The sequence below is a fragment of the Streptomyces camelliae genome (assembly GCF_027625935.1).
Taxonomy (GTDB): Bacteria; Actinomycetota; Actinomycetes; order Streptomycetales; family Streptomycetaceae; genus Streptomyces; species Streptomyces camelliae.
The window spans coordinates 5,928,505-5,948,552 of record NZ_CP115300.1 but is presented as its reverse complement, the minus strand read 5'-3'; the positions used below and the strand labels follow the sequence as shown (position 1 = coordinate 5,948,552).

At 71.5% G+C, this 20,048-nt stretch carries 15 protein-coding genes; 5 read left to right on the top strand and 10 right to left on the bottom strand.

Features of this window, described 5'->3' with window-relative positions; translation table 11 throughout:
* Positions 1–88: 88 nt before the first annotated feature.
* From O1G22_RS27215 to iolC, 8 genes are all read right to left on the bottom strand, one after another.
* On the bottom strand, positions 89–940 hold the full coding sequence (locus O1G22_RS27215) for an ABC transporter permease (protein WP_270083720.1): 852 nt from the start codon (positions 938–940) through the stop codon (positions 89–91).
* Positions 937–3,591, bottom strand: coding sequence for an alpha/beta fold hydrolase (locus O1G22_RS27210; protein ID WP_270083719.1), 2,655 nt, complete (start codon positions 3,589–3,591; stop codon positions 937–939). The genes O1G22_RS27215 and O1G22_RS27210 overlap by 4 nt, the downstream gene beginning before the upstream one ends.
* A gap of 120 nt (positions 3,592–3,711) precedes the next feature.
* Positions 3,712–5,130: an APC family permease gene (locus O1G22_RS27205; RefSeq protein ID WP_270083718.1), complete on the bottom strand. Its 1,419-nt coding sequence runs from the start codon at positions 5,128–5,130 to the stop codon at positions 3,712–3,714.
* Positions 5,131–5,436: 306 nt separating this feature from the next.
* Positions 5,437–6,939, bottom strand: a complete 1,503-nt coding sequence (gene mmsA / locus O1G22_RS27200; protein WP_270083717.1) for a CoA-acylating methylmalonate-semialdehyde dehydrogenase — start codon at positions 6,937–6,939, stop codon at positions 5,437–5,439.
* 17 nt (positions 6,940–6,956) lie between these two features.
* Entirely contained in the window at positions 6,957–8,837 is a 1,881-nt protein-coding gene (iolD, locus tag O1G22_RS27195; protein WP_270083716.1) for a 3D-(3,5/4)-trihydroxycyclohexane-1,2-dione acylhydrolase (decyclizing), read from the bottom strand.
* Entirely contained in the window at positions 8,834–9,658 is an 825-nt protein-coding gene (gene iolB, locus O1G22_RS27190) for a 5-deoxy-glucuronate isomerase (protein WP_270083715.1), read from the bottom strand. Before iolB ends, iolD begins: the two co-directional genes overlap by 4 nt.
* A 7-nt stretch (positions 9,659–9,665) precedes the next feature.
* Complete coding sequence (locus O1G22_RS27185; protein ID WP_428986510.1) at positions 9,666–10,526, bottom strand: Cgl0159 family (beta/alpha)8-fold protein; 861 nt, start codon at positions 10,524–10,526, stop codon at positions 9,666–9,668.
* A gap of 83 nt (positions 10,527–10,609) precedes the next feature.
* On the bottom strand, positions 10,610–11,560 hold the full coding sequence (gene iolC, locus O1G22_RS27180) for a 5-dehydro-2-deoxygluconokinase (RefSeq protein ID WP_270086558.1): 951 nt from the start codon (positions 11,558–11,560) through the stop codon (positions 10,610–10,612).
* A gap of 125 nt (positions 11,561–11,685) precedes the next feature.
* On the opposite strand from iolC, the gene O1G22_RS27175 reads away from it, so the two are divergent.
* Both O1G22_RS27175 and O1G22_RS27170 read left to right on the top strand, forming a co-directional pair.
* On the top strand, positions 11,686–12,603 hold the full coding sequence (locus O1G22_RS27175; protein ID WP_270083713.1) for a sugar phosphate isomerase/epimerase family protein: 918 nt from the start codon (positions 11,686–11,688) through the stop codon (positions 12,601–12,603).
* A 214-nt stretch (positions 12,604–12,817) separates the two neighbouring features.
* Complete coding sequence (locus O1G22_RS27170) at positions 12,818–13,015, top strand: helix-turn-helix transcriptional regulator (protein WP_225096398.1); 198 nt, start codon at positions 12,818–12,820, stop codon at positions 13,013–13,015.
* Between the two features lie 6 nt (positions 13,016–13,021).
* Here the strand turns inward: O1G22_RS27170 and O1G22_RS27165 are convergent, their stop codons facing one another.
* A complete protein-coding gene (locus O1G22_RS27165) occupies positions 13,022–14,065 on the bottom strand; it encodes a zinc-dependent alcohol dehydrogenase family protein (protein ID WP_270083712.1) in 1,044 nt (347 codons plus the stop codon).
* Positions 14,066–14,343: 278 nt separating this feature from the next.
* On the opposite strand from O1G22_RS27165, the gene O1G22_RS27160 reads away from it, so the two are divergent.
* The 3 genes from O1G22_RS27160 (at position 14,344) to O1G22_RS27150 (ending at position 18,034) form a co-directional block, all read left to right on the top strand.
* On the top strand, positions 14,344–15,294 hold the full coding sequence (locus O1G22_RS27160) for a PrsW family intramembrane metalloprotease (protein ID WP_270083711.1): 951 nt from the start codon (positions 14,344–14,346) through the stop codon (positions 15,292–15,294).
* Between the two features lie 93 nt (positions 15,295–15,387).
* Complete coding sequence (locus O1G22_RS27155) at positions 15,388–15,627, top strand: heavy-metal-associated domain-containing protein (RefSeq protein WP_270083710.1); 240 nt, start codon at positions 15,388–15,390, stop codon at positions 15,625–15,627.
* An 85-nt stretch (positions 15,628–15,712) separates the two neighbouring features.
* Entirely contained in the window at positions 15,713–18,034 is a 2,322-nt protein-coding gene (locus O1G22_RS27150; protein WP_270083709.1) for a heavy metal translocating P-type ATPase, read from the top strand.
* A 596-nt stretch (positions 18,035–18,630) separates the two neighbouring features.
* On the opposite strand, the gene O1G22_RS27145 is transcribed toward O1G22_RS27150, so the two are convergent.
* Positions 18,631–19,920, bottom strand: coding sequence for a citrate synthase (locus O1G22_RS27145; RefSeq protein ID WP_270083708.1), 1,290 nt, complete (start codon positions 19,918–19,920; stop codon positions 18,631–18,633).
* Positions 19,921–20,048 lie beyond the last annotated feature (128 nt).

Below are 20,048 nucleotides of genomic sequence, written 5' to 3'. Positions count from 1 at the left end.
CCGCGGCGGCGGGTCACCGGTTCCCCCGGTGGCCCGCCGCCGTTTCTGCTTCACCTTCGGCGAGCAGGACGTCCTCGTGGTCGGCCCGCTAGGAGACGATGTCCTTGCGGGCGAATCCCCGGAAGGCCAGGGCGAACAGCACCAGGGCGTACGACACGGAGATCGCGGCGCCCTGGATCATGCCGGACCACTCTGCGTGCGGCTGGATGGCGTCGGCCCAGGCGAACTGCCAGTGCGCGGGCAGGAAGTCGCGCCAGTGGCCGAGGGCGGTGACGGCGTCCAGGACGTTGCCGACGATCGTCAGGCCGACCGCGCCGCCGACCGCGCCGAGCGGGGCGTCCGTCTTCGTGGACAGCCAGAACGCGAGCCCGGCGGTGACCAGTTGGGACACGAAGACGTACGCCACGACCAGCACGAGCCGCTGGGCCGCCGTGCCGGTGTCCAGCGCGCCGCCGGTGGGGATCTGCAGCGGGCCCCAGCCGTAGGCGGCCGTGCCGACGGCGAGCGCCACGACCGGGAGCAGCACCATCGCGGCGAGGCTCATCCCGAGGGCCACGACGAGCTTGGACCACAGCAGCCGGGCCCGGGGCACGGGCGCGGCCAGCAGATAGCGCAGCGAGGACCAGCTGGCCTCGGAGGCGACGGTGTCCCCGCAGAACAGGGCGACCGGGATCACCAGCAGGAAGCCGGCCGAGACGAACAGGTTCACCGCGGCGAAGTTGGCGCCGGACGCGGTGGCCGTGTCCATCAGGGTGATCTGGCCGCCCCGGTCGTGCGGGGTGCCGATCGCGAAGGCGATCAGCAGGACGAACGGCAGCAGGAACAGGATCGCGCCCATGACCAGGGTGCGGCGCCGCTTGAGCTGGCGGACCAGCTCGACCCGCAGGGGCAGGGTGTGCCGGGTCTGATAGCCGGAGGCGACCTCGGTGAGCGTGCTCATGCGGAACCTCCTATCAGGGTCAGGAAGGCGTCTTCCAGGCGACGGTGCGGGCCGACCGAGGCGACGGGCACATCGAGGCGCACCAGCTCCACGACCAGCCGCTCGGCCGTGCCGCCCGGCTCCAGCCGGACCAGCAGTCCGTCGTCGGTGCGTACGGCGGAGGCGATGCCGGGCAGCGCGCCCACCTTCTCCACGACCGGGTCCTGCACGGGCAGGGCGGTGCCGACCAGCAGGGTGTCGCCGGAGCCGACGATCTCCCGGACCGGGCCCGCCTGGACGAGCCGGCCGCGGTCCATCACCACCAGGTGGGTGCAGGACTGCTCGACCTCGGCGAGGAGATGGCTGGAGACGATCACCGTACGGCCGGCGGCCGCGTAGCGGATCATCACCTCGCGCATCTCGCGGATCTGGGGCGGGTCGAGGCCGTTGGTGGGTTCGTCGAGGATGAGCAGGTCGGGCAGGCCGAGCATGGCCTGGGCGATGGCGAGGCGCTGGCGCATGCCCTGGGAGTAGGTGCGCACCGCGCGGGCGAGCGCGTCGCCGAGCCCGGCGATCTCCAGGGCCTCGTCCAGGTGGGCGTCCTCGGGCGGGCGGCCGGTGGCCCGCCAGTACAGCTCCAGGTTCTCCCGGCCGGACAGGTGCGGCAGGAAGCCCGCGCCCTCCACGAAGGCGCCGACCCGGGACAGCACGGGCGCGCCGGGCCGGATGGCGTGGCCGAAGACCCTGATCTCGCCGTCGTCCGGGGTGATCAGGCCCATCAGCATGCGCAGGGTGGTGGTCTTGCCCGCGCCGTTGGGGCCGAGCAGGCCGAGCACCTGGCCGCGTTCCACCCGGAAGGACAGCTCGCGCACGGCGTACCGGTCGGTGGACTTGGCGTACCGCTTGCTCAGGTCCTTGATGACGAGCGGGACGTCGGTGAGCTCCGGGTCGGGTGCGGGGGCGGTCGTCCGGCGGCGGCCGGTGAGCAGCAGGGCGAGCGCGGCCGCGGCGCCGGCCGCGGGCAGCCACCAGACCCAGGCGGGCAGGGGTGCGGCGGCGGTGGTGACGGCGGGGGCCGTCGGCACGCTCAGCGCGCCCTTCAGGGAGACGGTGTAGGTGGCGGGGGCGGCCGGGGAGGCGTAGCCGAGGTCGGTGGAGGCGAGGACCAGGCGGAGCCGGTGGCCCTTCTGCACCTGGTGGTCGATCGCCGGGAGGGTGACCGTGACGTCCTTGCCGGCCTTGGCTCCGGTCACCCGGAAGGGCGCGACGAGCTGGGAGGGCAGCACCTGCTGGGTGCCGTCGGGGCCGACGTCGTAGACCTTGCCGAACAGGACGGCGTCGTCGCTGGTCGAGGTGATGTGGACGGTGGCCGTGGGGGCGCCGGTGATCTGGAGGTCGTGGGTGAGCCGGGCGGAGTCGAACCTGGCGTACTGGCCGGGGAAGTCGAGGGAGACGCCGACGCCGAGCGCCGACAGCTGGCTCAGGCCGCCGGAGGCGCCGAGGCCGGGCAGCGCGGAGACGCCGGGCGGGCTGGCGCCTGCCGGGTTGGCGACCTGCTGGGCGCCGCCGGTCAGGGCGACGGAGCGCTGGTGGTCGTGCAGGCCGGGGTAGGCGGCGGCACTGGCGCCGCGCAACTGGGCGGTGCCGTCGCGCGAGTCCACGCCCCCGGTCCGGGTGATCCGGAAGGCCGGTCCGGTGTCGGCGCTCTTCTCACCCTTGAGATAGCGGTCGAACCACACGCGCACGCGTGTCTGGACGCGGCCGTTCTCCATGTCGCCGCCGTCGTGGCCGCCCGCGATCCAGTCGACGTCCACGGGGGCGCCGTTGGCACGGATCGCCTTCTGGGCGGCGTCGGCCTGGCCGAGGGGGAACAGGGAGTCCGTCTGGCCCTGCATCAGCAGGGTGGGCACCTTGATGCGGGCGGCTACGGCGGACGGCGAGCGCTCCTGCAGCAGCGTGCGGGCGGCCGCGTCCGGGGTGCCGGACTCGGCGACCCTGTTGTACATCTGGCACAGCTCGGGCTCGAAGTGGGCGCATCCGCCGCCGGTGTTGAAGAAGATGCCGGCCCACAGCTTCTTGAACACGCCGTTCGGGAAGAGGGCGTCGGCGAGGTTCCAGTACGTGATGGCCGGGGCGATGGCGTCCACCCGGTCGTCGTATCCGGCGGCGAGCAGGGAGATCGCGCCGCCGTAGGAGCCGCCGGCCACGCCCACGCGCGGGTCGCCGGGTTTGTCGAGCTGGACCTGGGGCTTCTTCGCGAGCCAGTCGATGAGCCGGGAGACGTCGGCGACCTCGGCCTTGGGGTCGTTGAGCCCGATCTTCCCCGTCGACCTGCCGAAGCCGCGCGCGGACCAGGTCAGGACCGCGTACCCGTCCCGTGCGAGGTCCTCGGCCTGGCCGCGCATGTCGTCCTTGCTGCCGCCGAAGCCGTGCGCCAGCAGGACGGCGGGGTGGCGGCCGGAGCCGGCCGGGGTGAAGTACGAGGTGTCCAGACGGGCGCCGCCGGGCATGGCCATGACCTGGTCGGTGCGGTGCACCGCGGGCGGGCCGTCATCGGCAGCGGCGACCGTCCACGTCCCGGCGCCGGCGAGCACCACGACAGCGGCCGCGGCGGCCGTCAGCCGCCGCGGTCCTTTGAGCAGCCCTCGCACCGAGAGCCGGCGAAGATCCATGCCCCAACGGTACGGGCCCGCACTGACATCCGATGGATCCCCCGGGCTGAACCCGGGCCCCTCCTTGGGGCGTACGGACCCGCGCCGCCGTACTTCGGGCGCGGTACGAAAGGGCCGGCGTCAGGCCTGGGCGTTCTCCGGCACCCGGACGTCCTCCGGCAGGGACACCAGCCAGCGGGTCTCGCGGCGCGGGCGGAGGTAGAAGACCCAGTAGAGGGTGGCGACGGCGGTGATGCCGCCGGTCCACCACAGGTACGACGGGTCCTGCTCGACCAGGATGTAGAGGAGGACGGCGATCAGCAGGATCGGCATCGCCGGCCACAGCGGCATCCGCCAGGCCTGCCGGGTGCCGTGCGCTCCGCGCCGGGCGAGCAGCGCGGCGATCGCGACCAGCAGATACAGGCCGGTGACGGCGACGCCGGTGACGCCGTAGAGGGTGTCCAGGTTCACGAAGCAGAGGAAGGCGCCGGGGACGCCGACCACGAGGGTGGCGACCCACGGGGAGCCGAACCGGCCGAGCTTGGCGAGGGCGTTGTTGACCGGGGCGGGCCAGGCCTTGTCACGGGCGGAGGCGAACAGGACGCGGGAGTTCTGGATGACCATGACGATGCCCGCGTTGATGATCGCGAGGGCGACGCAGAGGCTGACGAAGGTGCCGACGGCCGAGTTGCTCCAGGCGATGACCATGCTGGAGATGTCGCCGCCGGTCAGGGTCTTGAGGTCACCGGCGCCGAGGGTGATCGCCACGACCGGCACCAGGATGACGACGCTGGAGATGGCGAGGGTGGCGAGGACGGTGCGGGCGACGCTGCGACGCGGGTTCTCCAGTTCCTCGGAGAGGTAGATGGCGGTGGAGAAGCCCTGGGTGGCGAAGAGGGCGATGGCGAGCCCGGAGAGGACCATCATGGCCGTGACCGGGTTGACGTGCGCGTGGTCACCGGCCACCTGGAGCGAGCTCACGAGGCTGCCCGCACCGCGGTGGGAGTGGCTGAAGCCGAGTACGGCGACGACACCGGCGGCGACGACCTCCAGGACCAGGAAGATGCCGGTGATCCAGGCGTTGGCGCGCAGGTCCAGCAGGCCGGCGAGGGTGGCCGCGATCATCACGCCGGCGCCCGTCCAGGCCGGGTCGAGGTGGACGACCGGGGCAAGGTAGTCGGCGGTGCCCATCGCGATGACCGGAGGGACGATCATCACGACGAGCAGCGACATCACGAAGGCCAGCCAGCCGGCGAGCCGCCCGGCCAGCGTGGAGACGATCGCGTACTCGCCGCCGGCGCTGGGGATGAGGGTGCCCAGCTCCGAGTAACAGAAGGCCACGGGGATGCAGAGCAGCGCGCCGATGACGAGGCACAGGGCGGTCGCGGTGCCGAGGCTGGAGAACAGGTCGGGCACGATCACGAAGAGCGTCGAGGCGGGCGTGACGCAGGACAGCGTCAGCAGGGTGCCGCCGACCACGCCGATGGAGCGCTTGAGTTGCCGGGGACTGTGCGAAGCGCCCGGGGCGGATGTCTCGGCAGGGCTGAACGTGTCGGTCATGCGGCGGTTCCGATCGACTCGTGTGACATGAGGGTGGGGCTCGGGAGCGCGCTATCGCCTCCGGCGGATCGTGGTGCGTGTGTGTCTCGTCCGCTCCCGGCGGTGCATAGGGAACCCCGACGAAAACCGCCGCGTCAATGGGTGTTCACCTACGGAATCCGTAGCGAATAAGCGATCAACAACGGATTCCCGCATCAACCATCCACATTCTCGGGCTGTTGCGGCTGTACGAGAATCGCAGCGCCCCGGCCCAAAAAAACAGGGCCGTCCGCATAGCGGACGGCCCTGTCAGGCCCTGTCGGTCGTTCAGTGGTTGCGCGGGAAGCCCAGGTCCACGCCCGCCGGGGCGTCGGCCGGGTCGGGCCAGCGGGTGGTGACGACCTTGCCGCGGGTGTAGAAGTGCGTGCCGTCGTTGCCGTAGATGTGGTGGTCGCCGAAGAGCGAGTCCTTCCAGCCGCCGAAGGAGTGGTAGCCCACCGGCACCGGGATCGGCACGTTCACGCCGACCATGCCTGCCTCGACCTCCAGCTGGAAGCGGCGGGCCGCGCCGCCGTCCCGGGTGAAGATCGCGGTGCCGTTGCCGAACGGCGAGGCGTTGATGAGGGCCAGGCCCTCCTCGTACGTCTCCGCGCGCAGCACGCACAGCACCGGGCCGAAGATCTCGTCCTGGTAGGCCTTGGCGCTGGTCGGCACCTTGTCGAGCAGCGAGATGCCGATCCAGTGGCCGTCCTCGAAGCCCTCGACCGTGTACCCGGTGCCGTCGAGCACGACCTCGGCGCCTTCCGCCGCCGCGCCCGTCACGTACGACGCCACCTTGTCGCGGTGGGCGGCCGTGATCAGCGGGCCCATCTCGGACGTCGGGTCGTTGCCGGGACCGATCTTGATCTTCTCGGCGCGCTCGCGGATCTTCTCCACCAGCGTGTCGCCGATCGAGCCGACCGCGACGACGGCCGAGATGGCCATGCAGCGCTCGCCCGCGGAGCCGTAGGCCGCCGAGACCGCCGCGTCGGCGGCCGCGTCCAGGTCGGCGTCCGGCAGGACCAGCATGTGGTTCTTGGCGCCGCCCAGGGCCTGTACGCGCTTGTGGTTGGCGGAGGCGGTGGTGTGGATGTAGCGGGCGATCGGGGTCGAGCCGACGAAGGACACGGCCTTGACGTCCGGGTGCTCCAGCAGCCGGTCCACGGCCAGCTTGTCGCCGTGCACGACGTTGAAGACGCCGTCGGGGAGACCGGCCTCGGCCAGCAGCTCGGCGATCTTGATCGACGCCGACGGGTCCTTCTCGGACGGCTTCAGCACGAAGGTGTTGCCGCACGCGATGGCGATCGGGAACATCCACATCGGGACCATCGCCGGGAAGTTGAACGGCGTGATGCCCGCGACGACACCGAGCGGCTGGCGGATGGAGGAGACGTCCACCCGGCTGGCGACCTGCGTGGACAGCTCGCCCTTGAGCTGGACGTTGATGCCGCAGGCCAGGTCCACGATCTCCAGACCGCGCGCGACCTCACCGAGCGCGTCGGAGTGCACCTTGCCGTGCTCGGCGGTGATCAGCTCCGCGATGGCGTCCCGGTTGGCGTCCAGCAGCGCGCGGAACGTGAAGAGGATGTTCGTGCGCTGGGCCAGCGAGGACTGGCCCCAGGTGACGAAGGCCTCCTTGGCCGCCGCCACCGCCGCGTCCACCTCGTCGACCGAGGCGAACGCGACCTTCGTGGTGACCGCGCCGGTCGCCGGGTCGGTGACCGGCCCGTACGTGCCCGACGCGCCTTCGACGGTCTTGCCGCCGATCCAGTGGTTGACGATCTTCGTCATGACCAGAGACTCCTTACTCACAGATGGCGGCGTCGGGTCGAGACGTGCCGTTCGTACAGCTCACGTGCCTTGACCGCCGACGGTCGCGTCGCGGTCTCGGCCACAGGAACATCCCACCAGGCCTGCGCCGGAGGCGCGCCCGACACAGTGTCGGACGTTTCGGTCTCCACGTAGACACATGTGGGAGTGTCGGCGGCCCGCGCCTCGGCGAGTGCCTCGCGCAGGTCCCGTACGGTCTTCGCGCGCAGCACCCGCATGCCCAGGCTGGCCGCGTTGGCGGCGAGGTCGAGGGGCAGCGGGGCACCCGTGAGCGTCCCCTCGTCCGTCGGGAAGCGGTAGGCCGTGCCGAACCGCTCGCCGCCCACCGACTCCGACAGCCCGCCGATGGACGCGTACCCGTGGTTCTGCACCAGCAGGATCTTGATCGCGATGCCCTCCTGCACGGCCGTCACGATCTCCGTCGGCATCATCAGATACGTGCCGTCGCCGACCAGCGCCCACACGTTGCGCTCCGGCGCGGCGAGCTTCACGCCGATCGCGGCCGGGATCTCGTAGCCCATGCAGGAGTAGCCGTACTCCAGGTGGTACTGGTCGTACGAGCGGGCCCGCCACAGCTTGTGCAGGTCGCCGGGGAGCGAGCCGGCCGCGTTGATGATGATGTCGGACTCGTCGGCCAGGGCGTCCAGGGCGCCGAGGACCTGCGGCTGGGTCGGCCGTACGTCCAGTTCGTCGGCCTCGTAGCAGGCGTCGACGCGCTGCTCCCAGCGCTCCTTGTCCTCGGTGTACTCGGTGACATAGGAGTCCTCGACCCGGTGGCCGTGCATCTGGAGGGCCTCGGTCAGCTCGCCCAGACCGCTGCGGGCGTCCGCGATCAGCGGCAGCGCGCCCAGCTTGTGGCCGTCGAAGGGGGCGATGTTGAGGTTCAGGAAGCGGACGTCCGGGTTCGCGAAGAGGGTGCCGGAGGCGGTGGTGAAGTCGGTGTAGCGGGTGCCGACGCCGATCACCAGGTCGGCGGTGCGGGCCAGTTCGTCGGCGGTCGCGGTGCCGGTGTGGCCGACCCCGCCGACGTCCTGCGGGTGGTCCCAGCGCAGCGAGCCCTTGCCGGCCTGGGTGGAGGCGACCGGGATCCGGGTGGCCGACGCGAACTCCGCGAGGGCCTCCTCGGCGCGGCTGTGGTGGACCCCGCCGCCCGCGACGACGAGGGGCCGCTTCGCCGCGCGGATCGCCCGGACCGCCTCGGCCAGTTCGACGGGGTCCGCGCCCGGCCGGCGTACGGTCCACACGCGCTCGGCGAAGAACTCCTCCGGCCAGTCGTACGCCTCGGCCTGCACGTCCTGGGGCAGCGCGAGGGTGACGGCGCCGGTCTCGACCGGGTCGGTGAGGACCCGCATGGCCTGGATCGCGGACGGGATCAGCTGCTCGGGGCGGGTGATCCGGTCGAAGTACTTCGACACCGGCCGCAGCGTGTCGTTGACCGAGACATCGCCCGCGTACGGCACCTCCAGCTGCTGCAGCACCGGGTCGGCGGGGCGGGTCGCGAAGACGTCGCCGGGCAGCAGCAGGACCGGGAGGTGGTTGATGGTGGCGAGGGCGGCGCCGGTGACGAGGTTGGTCGCGCCGGGGCCGATCGACGTCGTCACCGCGTGCGTGGACAGCCGGTTCGCCTGGCGGGCGTACCCGACGGCCGCGTGCACCATGGACTGCTCGTTGCGGCCCTGGTGGTACGGCATGACGTCCGCGTACTCGATGAGCGCCTGGCCGAGGCCGGCGACATTGCCGTGCCCGAAGATGCCCCAGGTCGCGCCGATCAGCCGGCGGCGCTCGCCGTCCCGCTCGGTGTACTGGGCGGCGAGGAAACGGACGAGTGCCTGGGCGACGGTCAGCCGGGTCGTCGTCATCGGTACCCCCCTGTGGTGTCGGTGTGGTCCGGGTGGAAGCAGATCCGCCACTCGCGGGTGGCGCCCGGGCCCGCCATGACGTTCAGGTAGTACATGTCGTGGCCGGGCTGGGCGATCGACGGGCCGTGCCAGCCGTCGGGGACGAGGACGGCGTCGCCGGAGCGGACCTCGGCGAGGACGTCGGAGCCGCCCTCGCGCGAGGGGGACACGCGCTGGTAGCCGAGACCGTTCGGGCCGTCGATCTCGAAGTAGTAGATCTCCTCCAGCTCGGACTCCTCGCCCGGCCGGTGCTCGTCGTGCTTGTGCGGCGGGTACGAGGACCAGTTGCCGCCGGGAGTGATCACCTCGACGGCGATCAGCTTGTCGCAGTCGAACGAGTCGGCCGAGGCGAAGTTGCGCACCTGGCGGGCGCAGGTGCCGCTGCCGCGCTGCTCGACGGGGACCTCCGGCGCGGGGCCGTAGCGGGCGGGGAGTCGTCGCTCGCACTTCGCTCCTGCCAGGGCGAAGCGGCCTCCCGCGCCGGAGGCGATCTGGACCCGGGCGTCCCGGGGAACGTACGCGAAGTCGGAGACTGCCGCGAACACGCTCTCCCGACCCAGGAGTTGGAACTCTTCTTCCTCGATGTGGACGGTACATCCGCCTTCCAGCGGAAGCACGATCCACTCACTGTCACCGGTGGTGAACATATGCGTGCCACCAGGCGTCAACTCGACGACACGCAAGCTGCTGTGCGTCCAGCCGGCCGCCTTGGGATCGATGTCGACGACGTACTGGCCGTTCCGGGTCGCGCCCTTGGCCAGATGCAGATCGGTGCTGGTCATGCGGCCCTCACAACAGTCCTACGGCGGTGTCCACGGCGGCGGCCACATCGCCGTCCGCCGGGTACAGCAGCGAGCGGCCGACCACCAGGCCGCGCACGGTGGGGAGTTGGAGCGCGCCACGCCACTTCTCGTAGGCGGCGACCTGGTCCTCGGGCGAATCGCCGATGTCACCGCCGAGCAGCACGGCCGGCAGGGTCGACGTCTCCATGACCTGGGCCATGTCGTCGGGGTCGTCGGTGACGGGCACCTTCAGCCAGGTGTAGGCGGAGGAGCCACCGAGGCCGGAGGCGATGGCGATGGACCGGGTGACCGCCTCGGCCGACAGGTCGTTGCGCACCTTCCCCTCGGGGGTGCGGCGGCTGATGAACGGCTCGACGAAGACCGGCAGCCGGCGCGCCGCCATGGCGTCGATGGCGCGGGCCGTGGACTCCAGGGTGGTCAGCGAACCGGGGTCGTCGTAGTCGATCCGCAGCAGCAGCTTGCCCGCGTCGAAGCCGAGCCGCTCGATGTCCTCGGGCCGGTGGCCGGTGAAGCGGTCGTCCAGCTCGAAGCTGGCGCCCTGCAGTCCGCCCCGGTTCATCGAGCCCATGACCACCTTGTGGTCGAGGGCGCCGAGCAGCAGCAGGTCGTCCAGGATGTCGGCGGTGGCGAGGACGCCGTCGACGCCAGGGCGGGACAGCGCCAGGCAGAGCCGTTCCAGCAGGTCGGCACGGTTGGCCATGGCGAGCTTGCGGTCGCCGACGCCGAGCGCGCCCCGGGCGGGGTGGTCGGCGGCGACGATCATCAGCTTGCCGCTCTCGTTGAGCAGCGGCCTGCGGGCCCGGCGGGTGGCGGCCTCGGTGATCGCCTCGGGGTGGTGGGTGCGGATGCGGACGAGCTCGGCGACATCGACCCGCGGCTGCCGTCCGGCGTCCCCGCCCTCGGTGTGGGTGCCCGTGACGCGGCCGGCCCTCACAGCACCGCTCCGGCGTCCAGGGCGGCGGCCACCTCGTCCGGGGTGGGCATCGCGGAGGAGCACTCCAGCCGGGAGGCGACGATGGCGCCGGCCGCGTTGGCGTGCCGCATGATCGTCTCCAGGTCCCAGCCTTCGAGGAGGCCGTGGCACAGGGAACCGCCGAAGGCGTCCCCGGCGCCGAGCCCGTTGAGGACGGTGACCGGCAGGGGCGGCACCTCGGCCGAGTCGCCGGAAGCGCTTACCGCGAGGACGCCCTTGGGTCCCTGCTTGACGACGGCGATCTCGACCCCGGCGTCCAGCAGCGCGCGGGCGGCCGCATGCGGCTCGCGCACCCCGGTCGCGACCTCCACCTCGTCCAGGTTGCCGACGGCGACGGTGGTGTGCCGCAGGGCCTCGGCGTAGAAGGGGCGGGCCTGGTCGGGGTCGGACCAGAACATGGGGCGCCAGTCGAGGTCGAAGACCGTCGCAGCGGACTTGGCGCGGTGGGCGAGGGCGGCGAGGGTCGCCGTACGGCTCGGCTCCTCGCTCAGGCCGGTGCCGGTGACCCAGAAGATGCGGGCGTCGCGGACCGCGTCGAGATCGAGCTCGTGGGCGTCGATCTCCAGGTCGGGCGCCTTGGGCTGCCGGTAGAAGTAGAGCGGGAAGTCGTCCGGCGGGAAGACCGCGCAGAAGGTGACCGGGGTCGGCAGGCCCGGGACCGGGGTGACCCAGCGGTCGTCGACGCCGAAACCGCGCAGCGCCTCGTGCAGATAGGCGCCGAACGGGTCGTCGCCGGTGCGGGTGATCACGGCGGTGCGCCGGCCGAGCCGCGCCGCGGCGACCGCGACGTTCGTGGCCGACCCGCCGAGGAACTTGCCGAAGGACGACACCTGGGCGAGCGGGACACCGGTCTGGAGCGGATAGAGGTCCACTCCGATCCGCCCCATGGTGATCAGGTCGTAGGCCATCGGCTTCCCTTCGTCACGGCTCTCCACGGCTTTGTAGTCCCGCACGCCGAGCCCTGTCAATGTTTTGTCCAGACATTCGGACCAGCTCTTGACACCGCTTTCCACGCACCCGCACGCTGACGCCCATGACGTCGTTGTCACCCTCCTCCTCACTCTCCCGTATCCGGATCGGATCGGCGCCCGACTCCTGGGGCGTGTGGTTCCCCGACGACCCGCGGCAAGTTCCCTGGCAGCGCTTCCTCGACGAGGTGGCGGACTCCGGCTACGAGTGGATCGAGCTGGGCCCCTACGGCTATCTGCCGACCGACTCGGCCGTACTCGCCGAGGAGACCGCCCGGCGCGGCCTGAAGGTGTCGGCCGGCACGGTCTTCACCGGCCTGCACCACGGGGACGCGGTCTGGGACAAGACCTGGGCACACGTGTCGGACATCGCCGCGCTGACCCAGGCGATGGGCGCCCGCCACCTGGTCGTCATCCCCTCCTTCTGGCGGGACGACAAGACCGGCGAGGTGCTGGAGCCCGACACGCTGACCGCCGGGCAGTGGCGGAACCTGACCTCGCTGACCGAGCGGCTCGGCCGGGAGGTGCGCGAGCGCTACGGCCTGACGATCGTCGTCCACCCGCACGCCGACACGCACATCGACAGCGAGGAGAACGTCACGCGCTTCCTCGACGGCACGGATTCCGACCTGGTGTCCCTGTGCCTGGACACCGGGCACTACGCGTACTGCGGCGGGGACAGCGTGAAGCTCATCGAGACCTACGGCGAGCGCATCGGCTATCTGCACCTCAAGCAGGTGGACCCGGAGATCCTGGCGGACGTGCGGGCCAAGGGCACGCCGTTCGGGCCGGCCGTGGCACAGGGCGTGATGTGCGAACCTCCCAGCGGAGTACCGGAGTTGGGGCCGGTGCTGCAAGCGGCCCAGCGGCTGGACGCCGACCTTTTCGCGATCGTCGAGCAGGACATGTACCCCTGCGAGCCGGACAAACCGCTGCCGATCGCCAGGCGAACCAGGGCGTTTCTCCGGTCCTGCGGGGCGTAAGGGCCGCTTTGCGGTAGCTGTGTCACAAACGCACCGCCTGTGTCACATGTGTCTCGTGTACGCGGGTTGTGCGTCACACCCGGTCGACAAGCACTGTCCCCTGCTCACTCCGCGTCGTTCACCGGACGCAGGCTGGTGATCGCCAGCGCAGCGCCCGGCTCCCCCGACGGCCGTCCCAGGCCGCCGCCGTGGCGTGCGCAGGGAGGTGCAACTCATGACCGACCGCAGGCTCTGGTCCTACAAAGAGATCGCGGCGCACATCAACGTGCAGCCCGACACCGTACGGTCCTACCGCAAGCACGGGCTGCTGCCCGCACCCGACCATGTGGAGGGCGGCAAGCCCTACTGGTACGCCGACACCGTCCGCGCCTGGGTCGCCTCCCGGCCGGGCAACCGCGGCCGCAGAGAGTGAAATCCCTCAGCGCCACGGCTCGATGACGGTGACCCCGGCACCCGGTGCCGTCCCCATCGCCGCGAGGGCCGCCGGTGCCGCGGCCAGCGGGATCGTGGACGTCACCAGCAGGTCGGGCCGCAGCACCCCGGAGCGGACCAGGCGGAGCATCCCGGGGTAGGCGTGGGCGGCCATGCCGTGACTGCCGATCAGTTCCAGCTCCAGGGCGATGGCGCGGGCCAGCGGGACGGGGGTGGTGCCGTCGGCCGAGGGCAGCAGGCCGACCTGGACGTGCCGGCCCCGGCGGCGCAGGCCGTTCACCGAGGCCGCGCAGGTGGCCGGGGAGCCGAGTGCGTCGAGGGAGAGGTGCGCCCCGCCGCCGGTCAGCTCGCGGACCGCGGCGGCCGTATCGGCCGCACCGGTCGCGTCCACACACTCCGCCGCCCCGAACTTCCGTGCCAGATCGAGGGCTTGGGGTGCTACGTCGACGGCGACCACCCGCGCTCCCGAGGCCGCCGCGACCATCACCGCCGACAGTCCGACCCCGCCGCAGCCGTGCACCGCGACCCACTCCCCCGCCGCCACCCGGCCCTGCTGCACCACCGCACGGAAGGCGGTGGCGAAGCGGCAGCCGAGGGCGGCGGCGGTGGCGTACGCCATGTCGTCCGGGATCGCGACCAGGTTGACGTCGGCGTGGTCCAGCGCGACGTACTCGGCGAAGGAGCCCCAGTGGTGGAAGCCGGGCTGGGTCTGGCGCTCGCACACCTGCTGGTCGCCCGCCGCGCACGCCGGGCAGGTGCCGCAGGCGCAGACGAACGGCACGGTGACCCGGTCGCCGGGCCGCGCGCGCCGCACCAGGGGCCCCACCGCCTCGACGACACCGGCGAGTTCGTGCCCCGGCACGTGCGGCAGCCTGATGTCGGGGTCGTGGCCCATCCAGCCGTGCCAGTCGCTGCGGCACAGGCCGGTCGCCTCGACCCGGACGACCACCCCGTGCGGGGCCGGGTGGGGGTCGGGCAGCTCACGTACCTCGGCGGGGGCGCCGTACCGCTCGAAGACGACCGCTCGCATGCGCGCTCCTTTCGGGGACCTCCGCGAAGACTAGGCGCTCCGCGCGAAGTGCCGCGATGGGCCGTCGGTCGTCTGCGGGCCCGTCGTAGCCGGCGCCCCTTCGGGGCGCTGCCGAACCGCAGCCGACTTCGCCAGGACCGCTCAGAGGGCCCGGGGTACGCCCGGATGGCCGCAGGTGACTCCGGGGAGTCACCCGGACTGCGGCAACCGGCACATATGCCTAGAGTGCGGATAAATCAGCGCGGATACATCGCCCAGCAGCAGTCGAGGGGACGCCCGTGACCCACTCCCCGCCGCCCGGCACGCCCAAGGCCCGCATCCCCGGCCCGCAGCAGCCCCCGCCGCCGTACCCCCGCATCCGCACGGGGCTGTGGCGGCGCTGTCTGGGCGGCGGGCTCGCCCTGTGGGCGCTGACGGCGTGGGTGACGTACGAGACGCGCGACAGCACGCTGCTGCCGACGCTGATCCTGCTCGGCAGCTTTCTGGCGCCGGTCGTCTTCGTGCTGTGGGCGTACGAGCGGCACGGCCGGGACCTGGGCGTCAGCGCGATCCTCGGCTGTTTCCTGACCGGCGGCACGCTCGGGGTGCTCGGCGCCTCGCTGGTGGAGTCGTATCTGCTGCATCCCTCTCTCGGGATGTTCCTCGGTGTCGGCCTGATCGAGGAGGCGGCCAAGCTCGCCGCGCTGGTGTTCGTGCTGCGGAGCCAGCCCGGTGTCCGCGGCACGCGCGCGGGGCTGGTGCTCGGCGCGGCCGTCGGCTTCGGCTTCGCCGCCCTGGAGAGCGCCGGGTACGCCTTCGACACGGCCGTCTCCTCCGCGGGCGTCGACCTGCGCGCACTGCTGGAGACGGAGATCCTGCGCGGGGTCCTGGCGCCCTTCGGGCACGGCCTGTGGACCGCGATCGCCGGAGCCGCCCTGCTGTCCCGGCGCCGGCCGACCGGCCGCTTCCGCGTCACCGCCCCCGTCGTCGGCACCTACCTCGGCGTCGCCCTGCTGCACGCCCTGTGGGACTCGACGCACGGCCTCGCGGTCTGGGCCACGGCCCGGCTGACCGGGGCCGGTCTGGACCGGCTGCTGTTCGCGCAGGAGTACCTCGCCCGGCCCAGCGCCACGCAGGAGCATCTGTTCACTCTGTTCTCGGTCGGCGGGCTGGCCCTGGTGGCGCTGGCCGGGATCGGCTGGGTGCGGTCGCTGGCACGCCAGGACGCCCCTTGGGGGAATACCCCCTAGGGGTATAGTGTGAGGAGCATGAGGGGTTCTCCCGTGGCCCAACGGCCCTCGCGGACCCCACTGGCCCCCTACGCCTCGACGAGGAGTAACGACATGACCGCCCACACCGACACCTCCGGTTCCGTCACCACCGTCTACAAGGTGACCGGCATGAGCTGTGGCCACTGCGAGGGCGCCGTCTCCGGCGAGGTCTCCCAGATCCCCGGCGTCACCTCGGTGAAGGCCGTGGCGTCCAGCGGCGAGGTGACCGTCGTCTCCGAGGCCCCGCTGGACGACGAGGCCGTGCGCGCCGCTGTGGACGAGGCCGGCTTCGAGCTGGCCGGCCGGGCCTGAGCAACCCCCTCGATCCCCCGACCGGGCCGTGCCGACCAGCTGATACTGGCTCCGTGCGGTCCGGTCCGATGTCTGGAGTCCGGACATGACCAGCACCACCCGTACAGGGAAAGCCCCCGCGACAGGCGGGACCTCCTCCGAAGCCGACGAGGTCGAGCTGCTCATCGGCGGGATGACCTGCGCCTCCTGCGCCGCGCGCGTGGAGAAGAAGCTCAACCGGATGGACGGCGTCAGCGCCACCGTCAACTACGCCACCGAGAAGGCGAAGATCTCCTTCGGCACGGGCGTCCGGGTCGCCGACCTGATCGCCACCGTGGAGAAGACCGGCTACACCGCCGAGGAGCCCGCCCCGCCGCAGCCCGAGGCCACGGCCGAAGACACTCCCGGCGACGACTCCGAGCTCGGCGCCCTGCGCCGGCGGCTGCTGATATCCGCGCTGCTCGCGCTGCCCGTCGTCCTGCTCGCGATGATCCCGGCGCTCCAGTTCGACAACTGGCAGTGGCTCTCGCTCACCCTCGCCTCACCCGTTGTCGTCTGGGGTGGCCTGCCCTTCCACCAGGCCGCCTGGACCAACCTCCGGCACGGCGCCGCGACCATGGACACGCTGGTCTCGGTCGGCACGCTGGCCGCGTTCGGCTGGTCGCTGTGGGCCCTGTTCTTCGGCGACGCCGGCATGCCCGGCATGCACGACGAGTTCCGGCTCACCATCTCCCGGATGGACGGCGCCTCCACCATCTACCTGGAGGTCGCCTCCGGAGTGGTCGCGCTGATCCTGCTCGGCCGCTACCTGGAGGCCCGCTCCAAGCGGCGGGCGGGCGCGGCCCTGAAGGCCCTGATGGAGCTGGGCGCCAAGGACGTGGCGGTGCTCCGATACGAGGAGGGCGAGCCCGAAGGGCTCTCGGTTGAGGGCGGTGGTGGGCGACGGGCGGGCGGCCGTGAGGTACGCGTCCCGGTGGCATCTCTGTCCGTCGGGGACCGGTTCGTCGTACGGCCCGGCGAGAAGATCGCCACCGACGGCACGGTGACCGAGGGCATCTCCGCCGTGGACGCGTCCATGCTGACCGGCGAATCGGTGCCGGTGGACGTGGGACCGGGCGACCGGGTCACCGGGGCCACGGTCAACGCGGGCGGGCGACTGGTCGTCGAGGCGACCCGGGTCGGGGCCGACACCCAGCTCGCGCGGATGGCGAAGCTCGTGGAGGACGCCCAGAACGGCAAGGCCGAGGTGCAACGGCTCGCCGACCGCGTCTCCGCCGTCTTCGTGCCCGTCGTCATCGGCATCGCGCTCGCCACGTTCGGCGGCTGGCTGGGCGTGACCGGGGACGCGGTCGCCGCGTTCACCGCCGCCGTCGCCGTCCTGATCATCGCCTGCCCCTGCGCGCTGGGCCTCGCCACGCCGACCGCGCTGATGGTCGGCACCGGCCGCGGCGCCCAGCTCGGCATCCTGATCAAGGGCCCCGAGGTGCTGGAGTCCACGCGCCGCGTCGACACGATCGTCCTCGACAAGACCGGCACCGTCACCACCGGCCGGATGACCCTCCAGGCGGTCCACGTCGCCGACGGCGAGGACGAGAAGGAGCTGCTGCGGCTCGCCGGCGCCCTGGAACACGCCTCCGAGCACCCGGTCGCCCGCGCGATCGCCGCCGGCGCCGAGGAACGCGCCGGAGCACTGCCGGGGGTCGAGCACTTCGAGAACGTCCCCGGCCGGGGCGTACGCGGACGCGTGGACGGCCGTGAGGTGGCCGTGGGCCGCCTGTACGACGAGCTGCCGCACCCGTTGGCCCAGGCGGCCCGCGAGGCCGAGGAGCAGGGCCGTACGGCCGTCGTGGCCGGCTGGGACGGGCGGGCGCGCGGGGTCCTCGCCGTCGCCGACGCGATCAAGGAGACCAGCGCGGCGGCCGTGGCCGAACTGCGCGCCCTGGGTCTCACGCCGGTCCTGCTGACCGGGGACAACCGGACGGTCGCCGAGGCGGTCGCGAAGACGGTCGGCATCGACCCGGCGGACGTCTACGCCGACGTGCTCCCCGAGGACAAGGTGGACGTCGTACGGCGGCTGCGGGACGAGGGACACGCCGTGGCGATGGTCGGCGACGGCGTCAACGACGCGGCCGCGCTGGCCACCGCCGACCTGGGCCTGGCGATGGGCACCGGCACGGACGCGGCGATCGAGGCGAGCGATCTGACGCTGGTGCGCGGGGACCTGCGGGTGGCGGCGGACGCGATCCGGCTGTCCCGGCGGACGCTGGCCACCATCAAGGGCAACCTGGTGTGGGCCTTCGGCTACAACGTGGCCGCGCTGCCGCTGGCCGCCGCCGGGCTGCTCAACCCCATGATCGCGGGCGCGGCGATGGCGTTCTCCTCGGTCTTCGTGGTGACCAACAGCCTGCGGCTGCGCCGCTTCCGCTGAAGTCCCCAGAGGTTACCGGCGGTTCGCCCCAGCCGAAGTGAGACACCCTCTGGAGTCGGGCGCGCGCCTCACATAAGCTCTTCACAAGGCTCGCGCATCATCCTTACGCTTGGGCCCCGATCGCCGTATCGGGGCTCTTGCGCACCTAAAGGACATATGCAAGAGACGCAGATCACAGTGATGCGAACGTAACCATCGAAGGGGTTCGAAGGTCTAAGTTGGCGATGTCGGTTCGGCGTCTTGGGGGGCGTCAGCCGGCATCTGGGGATGTCTTGGGGGACTTCCTCAGAGATGCGTTGCCGGGGCACGTACACCGGGGAGCTTTGAGCGGCCCTCCCAGCGTGCGTTGTCCCGGCAGATCGCACCGCATCACTGGAGTGGGACGAGTTTTGCTCGTTCTGCTCGACAGACAGCGATTCAGGCGCTGTCCTCTCCGAGCGCCCGGCCGGATCCCGTGGGGGGAATCCGCACCGGGACATGGGAAGGCGCCCTGGTCGTCGGCCCGTGGGGGGACTGACGGCTCAGGGCGCCTTCTGCTTCTTACGGCTGTTTCAGGGCCCACCCGGCAGCGGGCAGGCCCTGGCACTCAGTGCCCCTCAGCGCTCCTCGACCGGCACGAAGTCGCGCTCGACCACGCCCGTGTAGATCTGGCGCGGGCGGCCGATGCGGGAGCCCGGCTCCTTGATCATCTCGGTCCACTGGGCGATCCAGCCCGGCAGGCGGCCCAGGGCGAACAGGACCGTGAACATCTCGGTCGGGAAGCCCATGGCCCGGTAGATCAGGCCGGTGTAGAAGTCGACGTTCGGGTAGAGCTTGCGCTCCACGAAGTAGTCGTCGGAGAGGGCGTGCTCCTCCAGCTTCAGGGCGATGTCGAGGAGCTCGTCCTCCTTGCCCAGCGCGGAGAGCACGTCGTGCGCGGCGGCCTTGATGATCTTGGCGCGCGGGTCGAAGTTCTTGTAGACCCGGTGGCCGAAGCCCATCAGACGGACGCCGTCCTCCTTGTTCTTCACCTTGCGGATGAAGGTGTCGACGTCGGAGCCGGAGTCGCGGATGCCCTCCAGCATCTCCAGCACGGACTGGTTGGCACCGCCGTGCAGCGGACCCCACAGCGCGCTGATGCCGGCCGAGATCGACGCGAACATGTTGGCCTGCGAGGAGCCGACCAGGCGGACCGTGGAGGTCGAGCAGTTCTGCTCGTGGTCGGCGTGCAGGATGAGCAGCTTGTCCAGCGCGGCGACGACGACCGGGTCGAGGTCGTACTCCTGGGCCGGGACCGAGAAGGTCATGCGCAGGAAGTTCTCGACGTAGCCGAGGTCGTTGCGCGGGTAGACGAAGGGGTGGCCGATCGACTTCTTGTACGCGTACGCCGCGATCGTCGGGAGCTTCGCGAGCAGCCGGATCGTGGAGAGGTCGCGCTGCTTCTCGTCGAACGGGTTGTGGCTGTCCTGGTAGAAGGTGGACAGCGCCGAGACGACCGACGACAGCATGGCCATCGGGTGGGCGTCGCGCGGGAAGCCCTTGTAGAAGTTCTTGACGTCCTCGTGCAGCAGGGTGTGCCGCGTGATCTCGTTCTTGAACGTCGTCAGCTCGTCCACGGTGGGCAGCTCACCGTTGATCAGCAGGTACGCCACCTCCAGGAAGGTGGAGCGCTCGGCCAGCTGCTCGATGGGGTAGCCGCGGTAGCGGAGGATGCCCGCCTCGCCGTCGAGGTAGGTGACGGCGGATTTATAGGCGGCCGTGTTGCCGTAGCCGCTGTCCAGAGTCACCAGACCGGTCTGGGCGCGGAGCTTCCCGATGTCGAAGCCCTTGTCACCGACGGTGCTGTCGACCACCGGGTAGGTGTACTCGCCGTCGCCGTACCGCAGTACTACAGAGTTGTCGCTCACGTCTTCCCTCACCGACGTAGTGCCTCATCTTCGAGGTGCCCTGACTGTCTCTACCATCCCCCATTTGGCTCAGGAGAGTGCACTCGGGGTCGACCATTGGGCCCATTGGCGGCACTCAGTGCCGCCAA